The organism is Streptomyces sp. NBC_00631, assembly GCF_045206895.1.
GTDB lineage: Bacteria > Actinomycetota > Actinomycetes > Streptomycetales > Streptomycetaceae > Streptomyces.
Window position 1 is genome coordinate 8,411,373 of sequence record NZ_CP107734.1, and the last position, 16,320, is coordinate 8,427,692.

Consider the following 16,320-nt stretch of genomic DNA (forward strand, 5'->3'; position numbering starts at 1 on the left):
GAGCACGCATCCCTACGCCGGCCTCTTCAACACAGTCAGGCTCCGGCCGATCAGTGTCAGTGTTTCTCCCGCATCCACCTTCGTGCCCGCCGATGCGCCCTCCGCCCGTGCCGTGTCGACCACCACCTCCCACTGGCGGCCGTGATTCACCGGCACCGCGAAGTCCAGCGTGTCCGGGGACGCGTTGAACATCAGCAGGAACGAGTCGTCGGCGATCCGCTGCCCCCGGGCGTCCGGTTCCGAGATCGCGTTGCCGTTGAGGAACACGGTGAGAGCCGACGCCTGGGTCGAGTCCCAGTCCCGCTGGGCCATCTCGTGGCCCTCCGGGGTGAACCAGGCGATGTCGGAGAGCTCGTCGTGGGTGCCCTCCACGGGGCGGCCGTGGAAGAAGCGGCGGCGCCTGAAGACCGGATGCTCCTTGCGCAGCCGCGCCATCGCGCGCGTGAAGGCCAGCAGCTCGCTGCCCTCCTCGGCGGCCGGCCAGTCCACCCAGGACAGCTCGTTGTCCTGACAGTAGGCGTTGTTGTTGCCCTGTTGCGTGCGCGCGAACTCGTCGCCGTGGCTGATCATCGGCACGCCCTGGGACAGCATCAGGGTGGCGACGAAGTTCCGCATCTGGCGCTCGCGCAGCTCAAGGATCGCGGGATCGTCGGTGTGCCCCTCCACCCCGCAGTTCCACGAGCGGTTGTGGCTCTCGCCGTCCCGGTTGTCCTCGCCGTTGGCCTGGTTGTGCTTGTCGTTGTAGGCCACCAGGTCGTGCAGCGTGAAGCCGTCGTGGCAGGTGACGAAGTTGATGGAGGCCAGCGGGCGGCGGCCGTCGTCCTGGTAGAGGTCGGAGGAGCCGGTCAGCCGGGACGCGAACTCCGCCAGTGCGCGCGGCTCGCCGCGCCACAGGTCGCGCACGGTGTCGCGGTACTTGCCGTTCCACTCGGTCCACAGCGGCGGGAAGTTGCCCACCTGGTAGCCGCCCTCGCCGACGTCCCACGGCTCGGCGATCAGCTTCACCTGGGAGACCACCGGGTCCTGCTGCACCAGGTCGAAGAACGACGACAGCCGGTCCACCTCGTGGAACTGCCGGGCGAGGGTCGCCGCGAGGTCGAAGCGGAAGCCGTCGACGTGCATCTCGGTGACCCAGTAGCGCAGCGAGTCCATGATCATCTGGAGGACGTGCGGAGACCGCATCAGCAGCGAGTTGCCGGTGCCGGTGGTGTCCATGTAGTAGCGCGGGTCGTCGGTCAGGCGGTAGTAGGACGGGTTGTCCAGGCCGCGGAAGGACAGCGTCGGGCCCAGGTGATTGCCCTCGGCGGTGTGGTTGTAGACCACGTCGAGGATCACCTCGATGCCGGCCTCGTGCAGCGCCCGGACCGCCGACTTGAACTCCAGGACCTGCTGGCCGCGGTCGCCCCAGGAGGCGTACGCGTTGTGCGGGGCGAAGAAGCCGATGGTGTTGTAGCCCCAGTAGTTGTTCAGGTCCATGTCGACCAGCCGGTGGTCGTTCACGAACTGGTGGACCGGCATCAGCTCCAGGGCGGTGACGCCCAGCGCCGTCAGGTGCTCGATGACGGCCGGGTGGGCCAGGCCCGCGTAGGTGCCGCGCAGCTCCTCCGGCAGGCCGGGGTGGCGCATGGTGAGGCCCTTCACATGGGCCTCGTAGATCACGGTGTGGTGGTACTCGGTGCGTGGCCGCCGGTCGTCGCCCCAGTCGAAGTACGGGTTGATCACCACCGACGTCATGGTGTGCGGTGCCGAGTCCAGGTCGTTGCGCTTGTCGGGGTCGCCGAAGTGGTAGCCGTACACCTCCTCGCCCCAGCGCACCGACCCGCTGACCGCCTTCGCGTACGGGTCGAGCAGCAGCTTCGCCGAGTTGCAGCGCAGCCCGCGCCCGGGGTCGTACGGGCCGTGCACCCGGAAGCCGTACCGCTGCCCGGGCATCACACCAGGCAGGTACGCGTGCCGTACGAAGGCGTCGCTCTCCCGCAGTTCCACCGCCGTCTCGGAGCCGTCGTCGTGCAGCAGACACAGCTCCACTCGGTCCGCGGCCTCAGTGAAGACCGCGAAGTTGGTCCCGGCACCGTCGTACGTGGCGCCGAGCGGATATGCCTCTCCAGGCCAGACCTGCATGAAGTCGACTCTTCCAGGTGGGTCCCGCGCCCAGGGGCGCCTTGGTCATGAGTCTGCCCGAAAGTAATGGAACCCCTCGTGACTTACGCCCCTCTTACCCGGCGACCAGTGCACACAGCGGCTCATGTGGCGAAGTGTGCCGAACCAGTGGGGCAGAAACGTACTCCCTGTGACCAAGGGGGAGTAGGGGGAAGATGTGCGCAAGATAGTGCACCGCCATCTGGGCAAAGCGGTGGCCGGTGCGGGACTGGCGGTGGCGGGGACCGCCGTGATGGTCGGGATCACCCTGCCGGGCACGGCAGGGGCGAACGAGTCGGGAGGGAGCGACGGGACCGGCGCGGTCACCGCGCAGCAGGCGGGCCAGGGACAGGACGCCGTCAAGCCGGGCGTGGTGGAACAGGCGCCGGCCGAGGGGAAGAAGGGCACGGGCAGCGACCCGCTGACCGACGACGAGACCAAACGCGTCGAACAACTCGCTCTGACCAAGCAGATGTTCAGCGCCGGGGAGAACGTCGAGGGTCGGCGCGGCCCGGAGCGGCTCAGCGTCGATCTCGCCGAGCCGAACGCGAACGAACTGGACAGCTCGAACGCACCGCGCCGCGCGGACGTGACCTTCTACGACTACCGTGACGACACCCTCGTCACCCGGACCGTCAACCTCGACACCGGCAAGGTCGAGCAGACCACCAGTCGCAAGGGTGTCCAGCCGCCGCTCAGCCACGACGAGAACGTCGAGGCCCTCAAGCTGCTCGTCGCCGACCCGCTCGGCGCCGGCCTGAAGGCGGACTTCAAGGACGCCACCGGCACCGAACTGACCGACCCGGAACAGCAGCTGCTGCTCAACAGCGCGGTCTACCGCGCCACCGAGGGTGCCCAGCCCGCCGCGCTCGACGCGTGCGGCGAACACCGCTGTGTGCGGCTCTTCCCCAAGGTGAAGAACGGGCCGTGGATCGACGCGAGGTCGCTCATCGTCGACCTGAGCGCGCGCAAGGTCGTGAAGCTCGGCAGCTGAGCCGGCCCCTCCGCTCACCTTTCACTTTCCACCTGCATCTCCCGTACCAGGAGTCACTTCGTCATGCACGTGAACCTGCGCGCGAGCACGCGCGTGCCCAGAACCCGTCATGCCCGCAGGACGGCCGCCGTGGGCCTGTCCGTGGCCGCGCTGGCCGCCGGCGTGACCACCGCGGCCGGACCCGCCGTCGCCCAGCCGAAGCGGGCCGCCGCGGCCGCGGCCGACTGCTCCGCGGCCTACCGCATCGAGCAGAAGCTCTCCACCGGCACCACCTGGCGGATGTGCTGGCGCTACGACAGCAAGGCCGGACTGGTCCTGGAGCACATCTCCTACCAGCCCAAGGGCGAGCCGGCCCCCATCAAGGTGCTCTCCAGCGCCCGTCTCGGCCAGATCGACGTCCCCTACGACGACGGCAGCGTCGAGTACGACGACCTGACCGGCTTCGGCTTCGCTCAGGGCCTGATGCCGCTCGCGTCTGCCGAGTGTCCCGGCGGTACCATCAAGACGGTCAAGGTCCCGGACGCCTGGGACCCGGCCCACCCCGACGTCAACGGCCTGTGCACCACCACCCGTTCGCGCGGCCACGCGTACCGGATGCAGGCCGACACCGGCAACCGGGTGTACCAGCAGCAGGGCAAGGACCTGCTGATCTACACCGTCAACAAGGTCGGCTGGTACGAGTACATGACCGAGTGGCGGTTCCAGGACGACGGCACGATCAACATGAACGTCGGCGCCACCGGCAGCCTCTCGCCGGGCGACTACGACGCCGGGGACGGCCGCGGCTGGCCGATCGGCAAGGGCGCCCACGCCTACGCCACCAGCCACAGCCACAACGTGTTCTGGAAGCTGGACTTCGACCTCGACGGCTCCTCCAAGAGCCGCATCGAACAGTACGACTCGAAGGTCAGCGCCCCCGCACACGGTCAGGAGGCCCCCACCAACAGGACCACCCGCACGAACGTCACCAAGGAACTCGCCGGTGACGCCAAGAACATGCGCTGGTGGCGCGTGGTCAGCACGGCCGGAAAGAACAAGGACGGACACGCGCGGTCGTACGAGATCGTCCAGGGCGCAAGCAACAAGTACCCCGGCCACGCGTTCACTTCGCACGACGTCTACTTCACCCAGTACGACAGGTGCGAGCAGTTCGCCAGCAACAACCCTGGCTGCGCGAGCGGTCACCCCAAGACCGTCGACAAGTTCGTGAACGGGCAGACCCTCACCAACCCCGTGGTCTGGGTGAACGTCGGTTTCCACCACATCGCGCGCGACGAGGACCAGCAGCCGATGCCGGTCCACTGGCAGGGCTTCTCCATCGCCCCCCGGGACGTCACCGCTATGAATCCGCTCACTCCGGCCGCCCTCGCTGATCAGAACGGACAGCCCGGAAACGGTAGTTGAGAAACGACCTGTCCATCCGGCTGCACCGCCGACCACTCCCGGAGTACCCTTCCTTGATCGTTGGCATGGGGAGAGCTCGGGGGAGCGGAAGGCGGTGCACGGGTGGGCTCGGGAGGCCTGGAGCTGCCCCCTGGTGACGAGGGTCACGAGGGGAACTCCACAGACGTCCCGCCCGGCGCGGTGTCCCTGGCCCGGCCGATGGACGCCACCGGCTCCATCGGGCCGGAGCTGGAGTGGGACGCCGACGCCTGGCTGGAGGTGCGTACGCGCGCCCAGCGGGCCGGCCGGGCCTACATCTGGCTGAACCTCGTCGAGCAGCGGATGCGCGCGGTCGTGGCCGCCGTGCTGCGGCCCATCTACGAACCCGTCCACGGCGACGAGTGGGTGGTCGCCGCGGCCGGTCCGGCCGGTCAGGAGTGGGTCCAGCGGGCGGTCGCGGTCCGCGAGGTCAGCCGCCGCAAGGGCTACCTGCTCGACCCCGCCGACGACAACGTGCTCAGCTTCCTCACCCTGCCCCAGCTGCGCGAGCTGATGGTGCAGCACTGGCCGTGCTTCGAGCCGTACTTCGACGAGCGCCGGGACGTCGAACTCGCTCTGGACGAGCTGGAGGTGACCCGCAACGTCGTCTCCCGCAACCGGGCGCTGTCCGGGGCCGTCCTGGACCAGGCCGAGCGCGCCTCCGCCCGGCTCCTGGAGATGCTCGGCGCGGGCGGCGACGTGCCCTCGGCGCGCCGGCTCCCCGTGGACGCCGTCGAGGACCTGGTCGGCGACCGGTACGCGGACGTCGTCGCCGTCCACCCCGACCGGGTCCGCCTCATGCGCCAGTTCCCGGCCGAGGACTTCTTCGGCGGCGCCCGCCGCCTGGACGCCATCGGCATCGGCCTCAACCTGCTCGTGCAGAACTTCTCCGGCCGCCGCCTGGTCCGCCTCGCCGAGACCGGCTGCCGGGTCCGGCTCCTCTTCCTCAACCCCGCCTCCAGCGCGGTCAAGCGCCGCGAACGCGAGCTCGGGATGAAACGGAGCGAACTGGCCCGCTCCGTCGAGATGAACATCCTCCACATGCGCCGGGTCCGCTCCCGGCTGCGCGACCCGGGCGCCTTCGAGATCCAGGTGTACGACGACACCCCCCGCTTCTCCGCCTACCTGGTGGACGGCGACGGGTCGGACGGTGTCGCCGTCGTGCAGTCCTATCTGCGCGGGGCGCGGGGGATGGAGTCGCCGGTGCTGGTGCTGCGCAACGGCAACAAGGTGGTCAAGTCGGACGACGCGGTGGAATCAGGGCTCTTTCCGACCTACCGCGAGGAGTTCGAGACGGCTTGGGTGGATTCGCGTCCGGTGTCCTGACACGCGCGCGACGGTCACCCGCCGGTAAGCGGAACGCGGTCCTCTGATTGTCAGTGGCGCATGCGAGGGTGGAGACCACTGGGGGAAAGCACCACCAAGAAGGGGGGCCGCCCATGGGCTGGCACCAGGAGCTCCTGATCGGCTTCGACCTGGAGACGACGGGTACGGATCCGCGCGAGGCACGGATCGTCACGGGGGCTGTGATCGAGGTCAGGGCCGGGCAGGAACTGGGCCGTCGCGAGTGGCTGGCGGATCCGGGCGTGGAGATCCCTGCCGACGCGGTGGCCGTGCACGGCATCAGCAACGAGCGGGCGGCGGCGGAGGGCCGGCCGGCCGACCAGGTCGCCGACGCCCTCGCGGACGTCCTCACCGGCTACTGGAAGACCGGCGTCCCGGTGGTCGCCTACAACGCGACCTTCGATCTCACCCTGCTCTCGGCGGAACTGCGCCGCCACGGCCTGCCGTCCCTCTCCGACCGCCTCGGCGGCGTCGACCCCGCGCCGGTCGTCGACCCGTACACCATCGACCGCTGGGTCGACCGCTACCGCCGCGGCAAGCGCAACCTGGAAGCGGTCTGCGCCGAGTACGGCATCACCCTCGCCGCCGCCCACAACGCCTCGGCCGACGCCCTCGCCGCGGCTCGCCTGGCCGGCGCGATAGCCGAGCGCCACCCGAAGATCGCGGCGCTTGGTCCGGCGGAGCTGCACCGGCGCCAGGTGGAGTGGTATGCGCAGTGGGCGGCGGACTTCCAGCAGTTCCTGCGGCGCAAGGGAGAGGCCGACGCGGTGGTGGACGGGGCGTGGCCGCTGCGGGAGCTGGCCGAGGCGGTCTGAGCGATCCGCTGGAAGGGCAGCGTCGTTGTTCGTCCGCGGCGCCGTCGTGGCTGGTCGCGCCCACGCGGCGGTAGCCGCACATCCAATACAGCCCCGCGCCCCTTCGGGGGGCTGGTGCTCAGAAGGGGTACCACCGCACCGACTCGTCGCCCTCCCGTAGCGACGTCACCCGGCGTTCGAACTCCGCGAGCGCCTTCGGGTTGCTCGGTGCGTGCTGAGCGACCCAGGCGCAGCTCGCCGTTTCCCGGGCCCCGCGCAGCACGCCGCACCCCTCCCACTCCCGCACGTCCCACCCGTAGGCCTCGGTGAACGTGTCGTACGCCTCCGTGGGCATCCCGTACCGGTCCCGGGACAGGGCCATCACCACCAGGTCGTGCTCGCGCAGGTCGGACGAGAAGGTCTCCAGGTCGACCAGTACCGGGCCGTCCGGGCCGATGTGCACATTGCGGGGCAGCGCGTCCCCGTGGATCGGCCCCGGCGTCAGACGGGGCGTCAGCGCGGCCGCGGCCACCGCGAAGCCGTCCCGGCGCTCCCGCAGATACGCCGCGTCGGCGGGGTCGATCGCGTCCCCGGCCAGCCGCAGCCAGCGCTCCACACCGCCCAGCAGCTCGCGGGGCGGCAACGCGAAGGAAGGAGAGGGCAGTGCGTGCACGATCCGCAGCAGCTCGGCCAGGTCCCGCGGCTCGGCCGGCCGCACCGGATCCGGCAGCCGGTGCCACACGGTCACCGGGTGCCCCTCGACGAGCAGCGGCTTCGGTTCGGCGGCCCGCACGGCCGGCACACCGGCCTCCGCCAGCCACCCGGCGATCTCCAGCTCGCGCCGGGCCCGGTCCAGGAGCTCACTGTCCCGGCCCACCTTCACCACCAGGTCCCCGGCGGCGAACACCGCGTTCTCGCCCAGCGCGAGCAGCGGGGCGCCGTCCGCCGCACCGGGCAGCACACCCGCCGCGGCCAGTACCTCCCGCGCCCTTGCCTCGTCCATCGCCCGCCTCCGTGTCGTCCCCGACGCCCGCGCGCCCGCGACCGTGCGGGTCCACACGGCGTCGTCCTCTCGCCGTCCGGCGGTCAGTCTCGCATCCGGAAAGGCCTGACCGGGCCGCGCGGCGGGGGACGACGTGGCGTTCGTCACCGGCGCCCCGCGTCACCGTGCGCGGGCAGCACCGGCGGACCGTACTGGGGCCGGACGGCCAGGGACAGCAGCCCGGTGACGGAGGACGGCAGCACCGGGGCGATGGGTACATGTCGGTGCGGCCCTCGGTCGCCCGCCGGGCGTGTTCCACCGCCCGCTCCAGATCACCCGTCACCACGAAACCACCGAGTTGTCGATCGCGCCACCCTAGGTGAACTCGTGCGGAACTTCCGGAAGTTCACCAGTGGTCTGTGCGGGCAACGACACGTGGCGAGGGCCCGTTGGTTCCCCCGGAGACCAACGGACCCTCGAACGGGTGATGCTCAGACACGCACGGGTTCGGTCTCGCCCCGCGCCGCCGGTGCCTCCGTCTCCGGCGACTCGTCGTGGGTCAGGTCCGGCAGCCACCGCAGCCAGCTGGGCAGGTACCAGTTGCGCTCGCCGAGCAGTGCCATGACCGCCGGGAGCAGGACGCCCCGGATGATCGTCGCGTCGATGAGGACGGCGGCCGCCAGGCCCACCCCCATCTGCTTCATGGACTGCATGGACAGCGTGCCGAAGATCGCGAACACGGCGACCATGATGACGGCGGCACTGGTGACGACCCCGGCCGTGGTGACCACCCCGTGCTGGATCGCGTCCCTGGTCGAGCGGCCGCGCAGCCGGGCCTCACGGATCCGGGAGACCACGAACACGTGGTAGTCCATGGACAGGCCGAACAGGATCACGAAGAGGAACAGCGGCAGCCAGGTGACGATCGCGCCGACACCCTGCGCGCCCACCAGCGAGGCGCCCCAGCCGTGCTGGAAGACGGCGACGAGGATGCCGTAGGCGGCGCCCACCGAGAGCAGGTTGAGCAGGATCGAGGTGAGCGCGACCGTCAGCGAGCGGAACGACAGCAGCATCAGGAGGAAGGCGAAGACGACGACGAAGGCGAAGACCGGGACGACCGAGCCGAGGAGCTGGTCGTTGAAGTCCTGGTTGCCCGCGACGTTTCCGGTTATCGGCGCCTGCACGCCGTCGACCTTGCCGAGGGTGGCAGGCCGTACCTCGTCGCGCAGCTTCTGCAGGCTCTTGCCGGCCTTGTCCAGGTCGGAGCCGCCGACCAGGGGCACGGAGATCAGGGCGACGTTCTGGGCGTCGTGCAGCTTGATGTCGACCGGGCCGCGCGAGGCGCCCGAACTGATCGCCCGCTCCTTGAAGTCGGTCAGCGCCTGCCTGACCTCGGGGGCGTTGACGTCCTTCGCCTTGACGACCACCTCGGCCGGTTCGGAGCCGCCGGGAAAGGCCTGGTTGACGCGGTCGTAGGTCTGCACGATCGGGAGCGAGTTCCCGAACTCCTGGTCCAGGGTGAGCTGAGAGGTCTTCATGCCGAGGGCGGGCGCGGCCACCGCGAGCAGGGCGCCCACCGCGACGATCACGGAGACCAGGGGCTTGGCGAGGACGCCCCGCAGCACGGCGGTCCACAAGCGGCTCTCGGACGGCCCGTGGGCCCGCTCGCGGCGGCGCAGGAAGGGGAGACGGCCCTTCTCGACCCGCCGGCCCAGCAGGGAGAGCAGCGCGGGCAGGACGGTCACGGAGCCGACCATGGCGACCGCGACGACCATCAGGGAGGCCAGGCCCATCGCCTCGAACTCGGCGAGGCCGGTGAAGAGCATGCCCGCCATCGCCACGCACACCGTGACACCGGAGACGATGATGGCCCGGCCGCTGGTGGCGGCGGCGATCCGGAGCGCGGCGCCCGCGTCCCGGCCGGCCTCCCGCTCCTCGCGCTCCCGGCGCAGGTAGAACAGGCAGTAGTCGACGCCGACCGCCATGCCGACCAGCAGCATCACGGAGTTGGCGGTGTCGCTCATCGGCTGCAGATGGCTGACCAGGCCCATCAGGCCCATCGTCGCCATGATCGCGGTGATCGCCAGACCCACCGGCAGCAGCGCGGCCACCAGGGCGCCGAACGCGATCAGCAGGATGCCGAAGGCGACCGGCACGGCGGAGTACTCGGCCCGCCGGAAGTCCTTGCCGAAGGCGTCGTCGTACTGCTTGTTCATGCTGGCGCCGCCGATCTCCTCGATCCGCAGCGAGTCATGCGCCTTCTGCACGCCCTTGACGGCGTCCAGCACCGGCTCGACCCGGTCGCCGGCCGTCTCGGAGTCGCCTCGCATGTCGAACTGGACCAGCGCGCTGCGGCCGTCCTTCGAGATGGTCCCGGTGACGTACGGCGAGGTGACGTCCCTGACCTCGCCGGTGCCGTCGACGGCCTTCACGACGTCCGTGACGGCGGCCTTGAACGCGGCGTCCGTGGCCTTGACCGACCCGTCCCTGGACTGGATCAGGACCGTCTCGCTCGCCGGTTCCTTGATGCCCGCGTCGTCGATGATCTTCGCCGCGGTGTGGGTCTCGCCCTTGAGCTGGTCGCTCTCGTCGACGTCGACCCGCCCGGCCGCCGAGCCCAGCCCCATCGCCAGGACGACGAACAGCACCCATATGCCGACGGCGGCCCAGCGGTGCCGGGCGCTCCAGCCGCCGGCCCGGGCGGCCAGCCCCCGCACCCGCGTCTCTCCGTTCCCCATGACGGGATCCATGACGGAAATGCCCCCTCGTGTGCGGTGACGGCCCCCCGGCCGCCACGATCTCTTCACGCTTCCTTCGTTCGATTCGAAGGTATGGGCCGGACAAGACCGACTCCTCGTGCTGCCCGGTGAAGTCAGGCGGCCGCCTCTCGTCGCCCAGGAGGATGTCGGGCCCCTACATCTATCCACCCATCTCGGGGGTGATGATCAGGGGTGTCCCTTCCGACGACGCGGATCCTCTTTGTGATTGCGAAACCTTGTTGAACAAGTCACAGGTGCGTGTAGGAGTTGATCCGGACCGGCCCGATCGGCCAGAGTTTCGGGCAGCCCGGCCTGCCCGGCACGGCCGTCGTGCCAACCCCCACGGGGCACGACGGCCGTTCTAAGGTGTTCGAATGACGACGTATGCGGCGCTGCTGCGCGGGATCAACGTGGGCGGCAACAGGAAGCTCCCGATGGCCGAACTGCGCACGCTGATGACCGGCCTGGGCCACGACTCCGTGGCGACCTACCTGCAGAGCGGACAGGCCGTCTTCACCACCGACCAGGGGGACGCCGAGTCCCTGGCGGCGGACCTGACCAAGGCGATCGAGGAGCGGTTCGGCTTCCTCGTCGACGTGCTCGTCCGCGACCATGCCTACCTGAAGGCGATCGTGGACGCCTGCCCGTTCCCGGCCGCCGAGCTGGCGGCCAAGCAGCTGCACGTCACCTACCTCTCCGGACCGGCCGCCCCGGAGCGCTACGCGGACATCGACCCCGCCGCCCACCTCCCCGAGGAGTTCCGCCTGGGCGACCGCGCGCTGTACCTCTACGCCCCGGACGGCCTCGGCCGCTCCAAGCTGGCGGAGGCACTGTCCCGGTCCCGGATCCACAAGGGGCTGATCGCCACGACCCGGAACTGGAACACGGTCGTCAAACTGGCGGAGCTCACGGCCGGGGGAGCGTGACCGTCCGCGCCGTGCTCCCGCGACCCTGTCCCAGAGGCAGGGGCGACGCCTGTGCGAGGCTCGTCCCATGCGCTACATCATCATCGGAGCAGGGGCCGTCGGCGGGGCGATCGGCGGGCGGCTGGCCGGCGCGGGACACGAGGTCGTCCTCGTGGCACGGGGCGCGCACCACGCGGCGCTGCGGGACGGCGGACTGCGGCTGAAGGTGCCGGACGGCGAGTACACGTACCGGCTGCCGGCCGTCACCGGGCCCGGGGAGCTGGGCGAGTTGCGCGCGGACGACGTGCTCGTCCTCGCCGTCAAGACCCAGGACACCGTGACCGCCCTGCAGGCCTGGGGGCCGGCGCCGGTCGCGGGCGGCGGCACGGCGGCGGAGCGGCTGCCCCTGTTCTGCGCCCAGAACGGCGTGGAGGGCCAGCGTCTCGCCCTGCGCGTCTTCCGGCACGTCTACGGCGTCTGCGTCTGGCTGCCGTCGACCTTCGTCGAACCAGGCGTCGTCTCCGCCGGCGGCGCCCCGCTCACCGGCATGCTGCACCTGGGCCGTCATCCGCACGGCACCGACGACACCGCCCGGCTGGTAGCCCGACCTGGAGAAAGCGCACTTCGAGGCACCGGTCGTGCCCGACGTGGCACGCTGGCAGTACGCCAAGCTGCTGTCCAACCTCGGCAACGCGCTGGAGGCCGTCGCCGGGCCCGTCGCCGACGACGAGGCCATGGCTCTCTTCGAGAGGGTGCGGGCCGAGGGCGAGGCCGTGCTCGACGCCGCCGGGATCGCGTACGCGAGCGCCGAGGAGCAGCGGGCGCTGCGTGGCCACAAGGTGGACCTGGTCCCGCTGGAAGGCGCCCCACGCGGCGGTGGCTCCTCCTGGCAGTCCCTCAGCCGCGGCACCGGCACCATCGAGGCCGACTACCTCAACGGCGAGATCGCCCTGCTGGGCCGCCTGCACGGCGTGCCGACCCCGCTCAACGACCTCCTGCAGCAGCTCGCCAACGCCTTCGCACGCGAGTGCCGGGCGCCCGGCTCGATGCCGGTCCGTGAACTCGCCCGTCTCGCCGACGAGGCCGCCACCGCGGCCGTCTGATCAACTGCCCAACCGGGGCAAGTCGGTTGGGAACCTGAACCGGTAAAGCCCCTGGTGTGACACGTTCGCCGTACGCGGCGCAGAGGTAGGTGCCGGCCACGGCGAAGCGCTCGCGAGAGCCCGCCGCGGACCGGCTGTTCGCGGTCCGACGGACAGGGGAGCGCCGGACCGCGAACACCGGGCCCGTCGCTCAGGCCCCCAGGGCCGCCAGGGCCGGGATGCGCGCCGCGTCGTACCGTTCCAGCAGCACCCGCGCCACCTCCGGTGCCGGGCCGAGCACCTCGGCCAGCACGTCCGCCTGAGCGGCGCCCCGGGCGATCCGGTCGGGCAGGAAGCCGGGGGCGAGGACGTACGGGGCCACGGCCACCCGGGCACAGCCCAGCTCCCGTAGTTCCCGTACCGCGTCCTCGGTCCGGGGCAGGGACGCGGAGGCGAACGCGGGCCGCACGGCACACCAGCCGGTCTGCCACCACTCCCGCGCGAGATTCGCGATCACCGCGATCGCCTCCGGATCGGAGGACCCCGCCGAGGCCAGTACGACCCCGGTCGAGGACCTGTCGGCAGGGGCCAGCCCCGCCTCGTGCAGCCGCCGTTCCAGGGCGGACAGCAGCAGCGGGGACGGGCCGAGCACGTCCGCCTGACGGATGCGCAGCTGCGGCGGCGCCTCCCGCAGGACGGCGGGAACGTCCGCCTTCGCGTGGAACGCGCGCGTCAGCAGCAGGGGGAGGGCCACGACGTCGCGGACGCCCTCCGCCGCCAGGGACTCCAGTACCCCGTGCACGGACGGGATGTTGAAGTCGAGGAAGCCCGTCTCCACGCGCAGCCCGGGCCGCAGCGACCGTACCCGGCGCACCAGGGCGTGGACGGTCGCCGCGTGCCGCGGATCGCGGCTGCCGTGGGCGATGACGAGGAGAACGGGCTTCGTACGCATGGATCTCAGCTCTTCACCAGCAGACCGCGGCTGCGCAGCACCCACCGCTCCAGCGGACTGAAGATCAGCAGGTCGATCGCGATGCCGACGAAGAGGATCAGGATGATGGCCTCGAACACCATCGCCATGTCACTGGCGGTACGGGCGTTCTCCAGGAGCTGGCCGAGGCCCACGCCCAGGTCGGGGAAGCTCGCGATGATCTCCGCCGCCATCAGCGAGCGCCAGGAGAACGCCCAGCCCTGCTTCAGGCCCGCCACATAGCCGGGCATGGCCGCCGGCAGCACGACGTGCCAGATGCCCTTGACGCCGGTCGCGCCCATGGTGCGTCCGGCCCGCAGGAACAGCGGCGGCACCTGGTCGACGCCGGACACCAGGCCGTTGGCTATGGAGGGGACCGCGCCGAGCAGGATCACGGCGTACATCATCGAGTTGTTCAGACCGAGCCAGATCACGGCCGGCGGCACCCACGCCACCGACGGCAGCGACTGCAGGCCGGACAGGATCGGGCCGATCGCGGCGCGCACGAACCTCACCCGCGCCACCAGCAGCCCCAGCGGGGTGCCGATGACGAGAGCGAAGAGGAAGCCGAGCAGGCCGCGGCTGACGCTGGTCCAGATGTAGCCGAGCAGGTCGCCCTTGAGCCAGGCGTCCTTGAACGCGTCGCCCACCGCCGTCGGCGAGGGCAGCTTGGACGGGTCGTCGACGACCGGGACGAGGAGCGTCCAGACCACGAGGACCACGGCGAGCGCGACGATCGGGGGCAGGATCTTGGCGGTGAAGGTCTGGCGAAGGGACGGCCGGCCGGTGGCCGTGGTCTCCAGCGCGTCCAGACCCGCCTCCACGCTCCCGGAGTCCTGGGAGGCTGTCGTGTCAGTGCTGGCCATGACGGCGGATCTCCCCACGCAGTACATCGGTGATCTGAAGGGACAGCTCGGCCACGGGCGCGTCCTCGATGCGGCGCGGCTGCGGGATGCCGACCTCCCACTCGCGGGCGATCCGGCCCGGCCGGGACGACAGCAGGATCACCCGCTGCGCGAGCCGTACCGCCTCGCGCACGTTGTGCGTGACGAACAGGACGGAGAGCCCCGTCTCCTGCCAGATCCGGGTCAGCTCGTCGTGCAGCACGTCCCGGGTGATGGCGTCCAGGGCCGAGAACGGCTCGTCCATCAGCAGCAGTCTGCTCTCCTGGGCGAGCGAGCGGGCCAGTGCCGCCCGCTGGCGCATACCGCCGGACAGCTCATGGACCCGCTTGCCGTACGCGCCCTTCAGCCGGACCAGTTCGAGCAGCTGCTCGGCCTTGTCCCGGCGGTCGCTCTTGGGAACTCCCCTCAGCTTGAGGGCGAGTTCGATGTTCTTGCCCGCGGTCAGCCACGGGAAGAGGGCGTGCTCCTGGAACATCAGGGCGGGCCGCCCGTCCGTCGCGATGGAGCCCGCCGTGGGCCGGTCGAGCCCCGCCACCAGGTTCAGCAGCGTGGACTTGCCGCAGCCCGAGGCCCCCAGGAGGGTGACGAACTCGCCCGGCGCGACATCGAGGGTGATGTCGTCCAGGACGAGCTGCTGCCCGCCCGGAGTCGCGAAGGACTTCGAGACATGCTCAAGGCGTGCCGCGTACTCGACCGACTCGTCGGCCTTGGCGAGTGTCGTGGTCGTGGCCATGGTCGTCACCTCCTGGGATCTCGTCGGGATCGGCGTCAGCTGCTGCCGAGACCGGCGGCGTCGACCGGGCTCTGGCCGTCGGACTTCAGCACCTTGTTGAGGATCGTCAGGTCGTAGATGTTCTTCAGCAGCGGGTCGGTGAGCAGACCCGCCTTGACGGCGTGCTGGGCCTCGGTGTTGAGGGTGGCGGCCAGCGGGTCGTCGGTGAACTTGATGGACGGCCAGGCCGAGTTCAGGACGTCGTCGGGCAGCGCCTTGCCGGAGTCGATCGCCAGTTGCTTGTTGGCCGAGGCCTTCGCCGCGTCCGGATTGGCGTTGATCCACTTGTTGGTCTCGACCGAGCCCTTGAGGACGGCCTCGACGACCTTCGGGTGCTCCTTGAGGAACTTCTGCGACACGACGATGTTCGTGATCACGAACTTCTTGTCGGGCCACAGCGACGACTCGTCGAGCAGCACCTTCGCACCCTCGGCGACCAGCTTGGACGCGGTCGGCTCCGGCACCCAGGCGCCGTCGATGGAGCCCGCCTTGTAGGCGTCCGGGGTGATCTTGTTGTCGGTGCGGACGACCGTGACGTCACCCTTGCCGCTCTGCGCGTCGACCTTCCAGCCCTGGTCGGCGATCCAGTTGAGGAACGCCACGTCCTGCGTGTTGCCCAGCTGCGGGGTCGCGATCTTCTTGCCCTTGACGTCCGCCGGCGTCTTGATCTTCTTCGGGTTGACGACCAGCTTCACGCCGCCGGACGCAGAACCGCCGATGATCTTCAGGTCGGTGCCGTTGGACTTGGTGTAGCCGTTGATCGCCGGGGAGGGGCCGATCCAGCCGATGTCGATGGAGCCCGAGTTGAGCGCCTCGATCTCGGAGGGCCCGGCGTTGAAGATCGCGTACTTGGCCTTGGTGGCGCCGAGCTCCTTCTGGAAGAAGCCCTTCTGGTTGCCGACCAGCGCCGTCGCGTGGGTCAGGTTGCCGAAGTAGCCGATCTTGACGGTGTCGAGGCCGTCGATCTTCTTGGCTCCGGCGGCGACCTTGGTGGTGTCGCTCTTGTCGGAGTCCGACCCGTACCCGCAGGCGGCGAGCGTGAGCAGGGGGAGCGCGGCGAGCGCGGCTATGCCGCGGCGAAGGAGGGCTGAGCGGTTGGCAGGCACGGGAGGCTTTCCTCTCGTTGGCCCGGCGGTCACGGTCTTTCAGGTCGTGGCCGGGAGGTCGGCAGGTCTTCGTCGCATCCGGGACGTCGGGTGGGGGGCCAGGGCGCGCAGGCAGTGCGCGTACGTCATCGCGCACATCGCGCCAC

Annotated in this window: 12 protein-coding genes and 1 pseudogene; 6 read left to right on the plus strand and 7 right to left on the minus strand. The window is 70.5% G+C overall.

The features are described from left to right. Positions 1 to 12: 12 nt before the first annotated feature. Positions 13 to 2,121 carry a glycogen debranching protein GlgX gene (gene glgX, locus OHB00_RS38480; RefSeq protein WP_406441925.1) on the minus strand — a complete coding sequence of 703 codons (2,109 nt, stop codon included), beginning with the start codon at positions 2,119 to 2,121 and terminating at the stop codon, positions 13 to 15. Positions 2,122 to 2,317: 196 nt separating this feature from the next. On the opposite strand from glgX, the gene OHB00_RS38485 reads away from it, so the two are divergent. The 4 genes from OHB00_RS38485 to OHB00_RS38500 all read left to right on the plus strand — a co-directional run bounded on the left by OHB00_RS38485 (position 2,318) and on the right by OHB00_RS38500 (position 6,714). Then, positions 2,318 to 3,133, plus strand: a complete 816-nt coding sequence (locus tag OHB00_RS38485) for a Tat pathway signal sequence domain protein (protein WP_406441927.1) — start codon at positions 2,318 to 2,320, stop codon at positions 3,131 to 3,133. A gap of 63 nt (positions 3,134 to 3,196) precedes the next feature. Beyond that, entirely contained in the window at positions 3,197 to 4,537 is a 1,341-nt protein-coding gene (locus OHB00_RS38490) for a copper amine oxidase (RefSeq protein WP_406441929.1), read from the plus strand. A 102-nt stretch (positions 4,538 to 4,639) separates the two neighbouring features. Further along, positions 4,640 to 5,881 (plus strand): SAV2148 family HEPN domain-containing protein, encoded by a 1,242-nt coding sequence (locus tag OHB00_RS38495; protein WP_406441931.1) that lies wholly within the window; start codon positions 4,640 to 4,642, stop codon positions 5,879 to 5,881. 113 nt (positions 5,882 to 5,994) lie between these two features. Further along, on the plus strand, positions 5,995 to 6,714 hold the full coding sequence (locus OHB00_RS38500; protein WP_406441933.1) for a 3'-5' exonuclease: 720 nt from the start codon (positions 5,995 to 5,997) through the stop codon (positions 6,712 to 6,714). Between the two features lie 118 nt (positions 6,715 to 6,832). Here the strand turns inward: OHB00_RS38500 and OHB00_RS38505 are convergent, their stop codons facing one another. Next, the gene (locus OHB00_RS38505; RefSeq protein WP_406441935.1) at positions 6,833 to 7,696 is read right to left on the minus strand and encodes a phosphotransferase enzyme family protein; all 864 of its coding nucleotides are present in this window, start codon (positions 7,694 to 7,696) and stop codon (positions 6,833 to 6,835) included. Between the two features lie 470 nt (positions 7,697 to 8,166). Next, positions 8,167 to 10,413, minus strand: coding sequence for an MMPL family transporter (locus OHB00_RS38510; protein WP_406441937.1), 2,247 nt, complete (start codon positions 10,411 to 10,413; stop codon positions 8,167 to 8,169). 395 nt (positions 10,414 to 10,808) lie between these two features. Here OHB00_RS38510 and OHB00_RS38515 point away from each other — a divergent pair, with 395 nt between their 5' ends. Together OHB00_RS38515 and OHB00_RS38520 are read left to right on the plus strand one after the other, a co-directional pair. After that, the gene (locus tag OHB00_RS38515) at positions 10,809 to 11,360 is read left to right on the plus strand and encodes a DUF1697 domain-containing protein (RefSeq protein WP_406441939.1); all 552 of its coding nucleotides are present in this window, start codon (positions 10,809 to 10,811) and stop codon (positions 11,358 to 11,360) included. Between the two features lie 67 nt (positions 11,361 to 11,427). Further along, positions 11,428 to 12,442 (plus strand): annotated as a pseudogene (locus OHB00_RS38520) (ketopantoate reductase family protein). A gap of 190 nt (positions 12,443 to 12,632) precedes the next feature. Here the strand turns inward: OHB00_RS38520 and OHB00_RS38525 are convergent. The 4 genes from OHB00_RS38525 to OHB00_RS38540 are packed head-to-tail and all read right to left on the minus strand — an operon-like array spanning position 12,633 to position 16,174. Then, complete coding sequence (locus OHB00_RS38525) at positions 12,633 to 13,373, minus strand: sirohydrochlorin chelatase (protein WP_406441941.1); 741 nt, start codon at positions 13,371 to 13,373, stop codon at positions 12,633 to 12,635. 5 nt (positions 13,374 to 13,378) lie between these two features. Continuing rightward, positions 13,379 to 14,257 carry an ABC transporter permease gene (locus OHB00_RS38530; RefSeq protein WP_406441943.1) on the minus strand — a complete coding sequence of 293 codons (879 nt, stop codon included), beginning with the start codon at positions 14,255 to 14,257 and terminating at the stop codon, positions 13,379 to 13,381. Further along, positions 14,244 to 15,029, minus strand: a complete 786-nt coding sequence (locus OHB00_RS38535; protein WP_406441945.1) for an ABC transporter ATP-binding protein — start codon at positions 15,027 to 15,029, stop codon at positions 14,244 to 14,246. Before OHB00_RS38535 ends, OHB00_RS38530 begins: the two co-directional genes overlap by 14 nt. Positions 15,030 to 15,064: 35 nt before the next feature. Next, complete coding sequence (locus OHB00_RS38540; RefSeq protein WP_406441947.1) at positions 15,065 to 16,174, minus strand: aliphatic sulfonate ABC transporter substrate-binding protein; 1,110 nt, start codon at positions 16,172 to 16,174, stop codon at positions 15,065 to 15,067. Positions 16,175 to 16,320 lie beyond the last annotated feature (146 nt).

Coding starts and splice junctions, on each gene's coding strand:
- glgX (WP_406441925.1), bottom strand. CDS start 2,121: ATGCAGGTCTGGCCTGGAGAGGCATATCCGCTCGGCGCCACGTACGAC.
- OHB00_RS38490 (WP_406441929.1), top strand. CDS start 3,197: ATGCACGTGAACCTGCGCGCGAGCACGCGCGTGCCCAGAACCCGTCAT.
- OHB00_RS38500 (WP_406441933.1), top strand. CDS start 5,995: ATGGGCTGGCACCAGGAGCTCCTGATCGGCTTCGACCTGGAGACGACG.
- OHB00_RS38505 (WP_406441935.1), bottom strand. CDS start 7,696: ATGGACGAGGCAAGGGCGCGGGAGGTACTGGCCGCGGCGGGTGTGCTG.
- OHB00_RS38510 (WP_406441937.1), bottom strand. CDS start 10,413: ATGGGGAACGGAGAGACGCGGGTGCGGGGGCTGGCCGCCCGGGCCGGC.
- OHB00_RS38515 (WP_406441939.1), top strand. CDS start 10,809: ATGACGACGTATGCGGCGCTGCTGCGCGGGATCAACGTGGGCGGCAAC.
- OHB00_RS38525 (WP_406441941.1), bottom strand. CDS start 13,373: ATGCGTACGAAGCCCGTTCTCCTCGTCATCGCCCACGGCAGCCGCGAT.
- OHB00_RS38530 (WP_406441943.1), bottom strand. CDS start 14,257: ATGGCCAGCACTGACACGACAGCCTCCCAGGACTCCGGGAGCGTGGAG.
- OHB00_RS38535 (WP_406441945.1), bottom strand. CDS start 15,029: ATGGCCACGACCACGACACTCGCCAAGGCCGACGAGTCGGTCGAGTAC.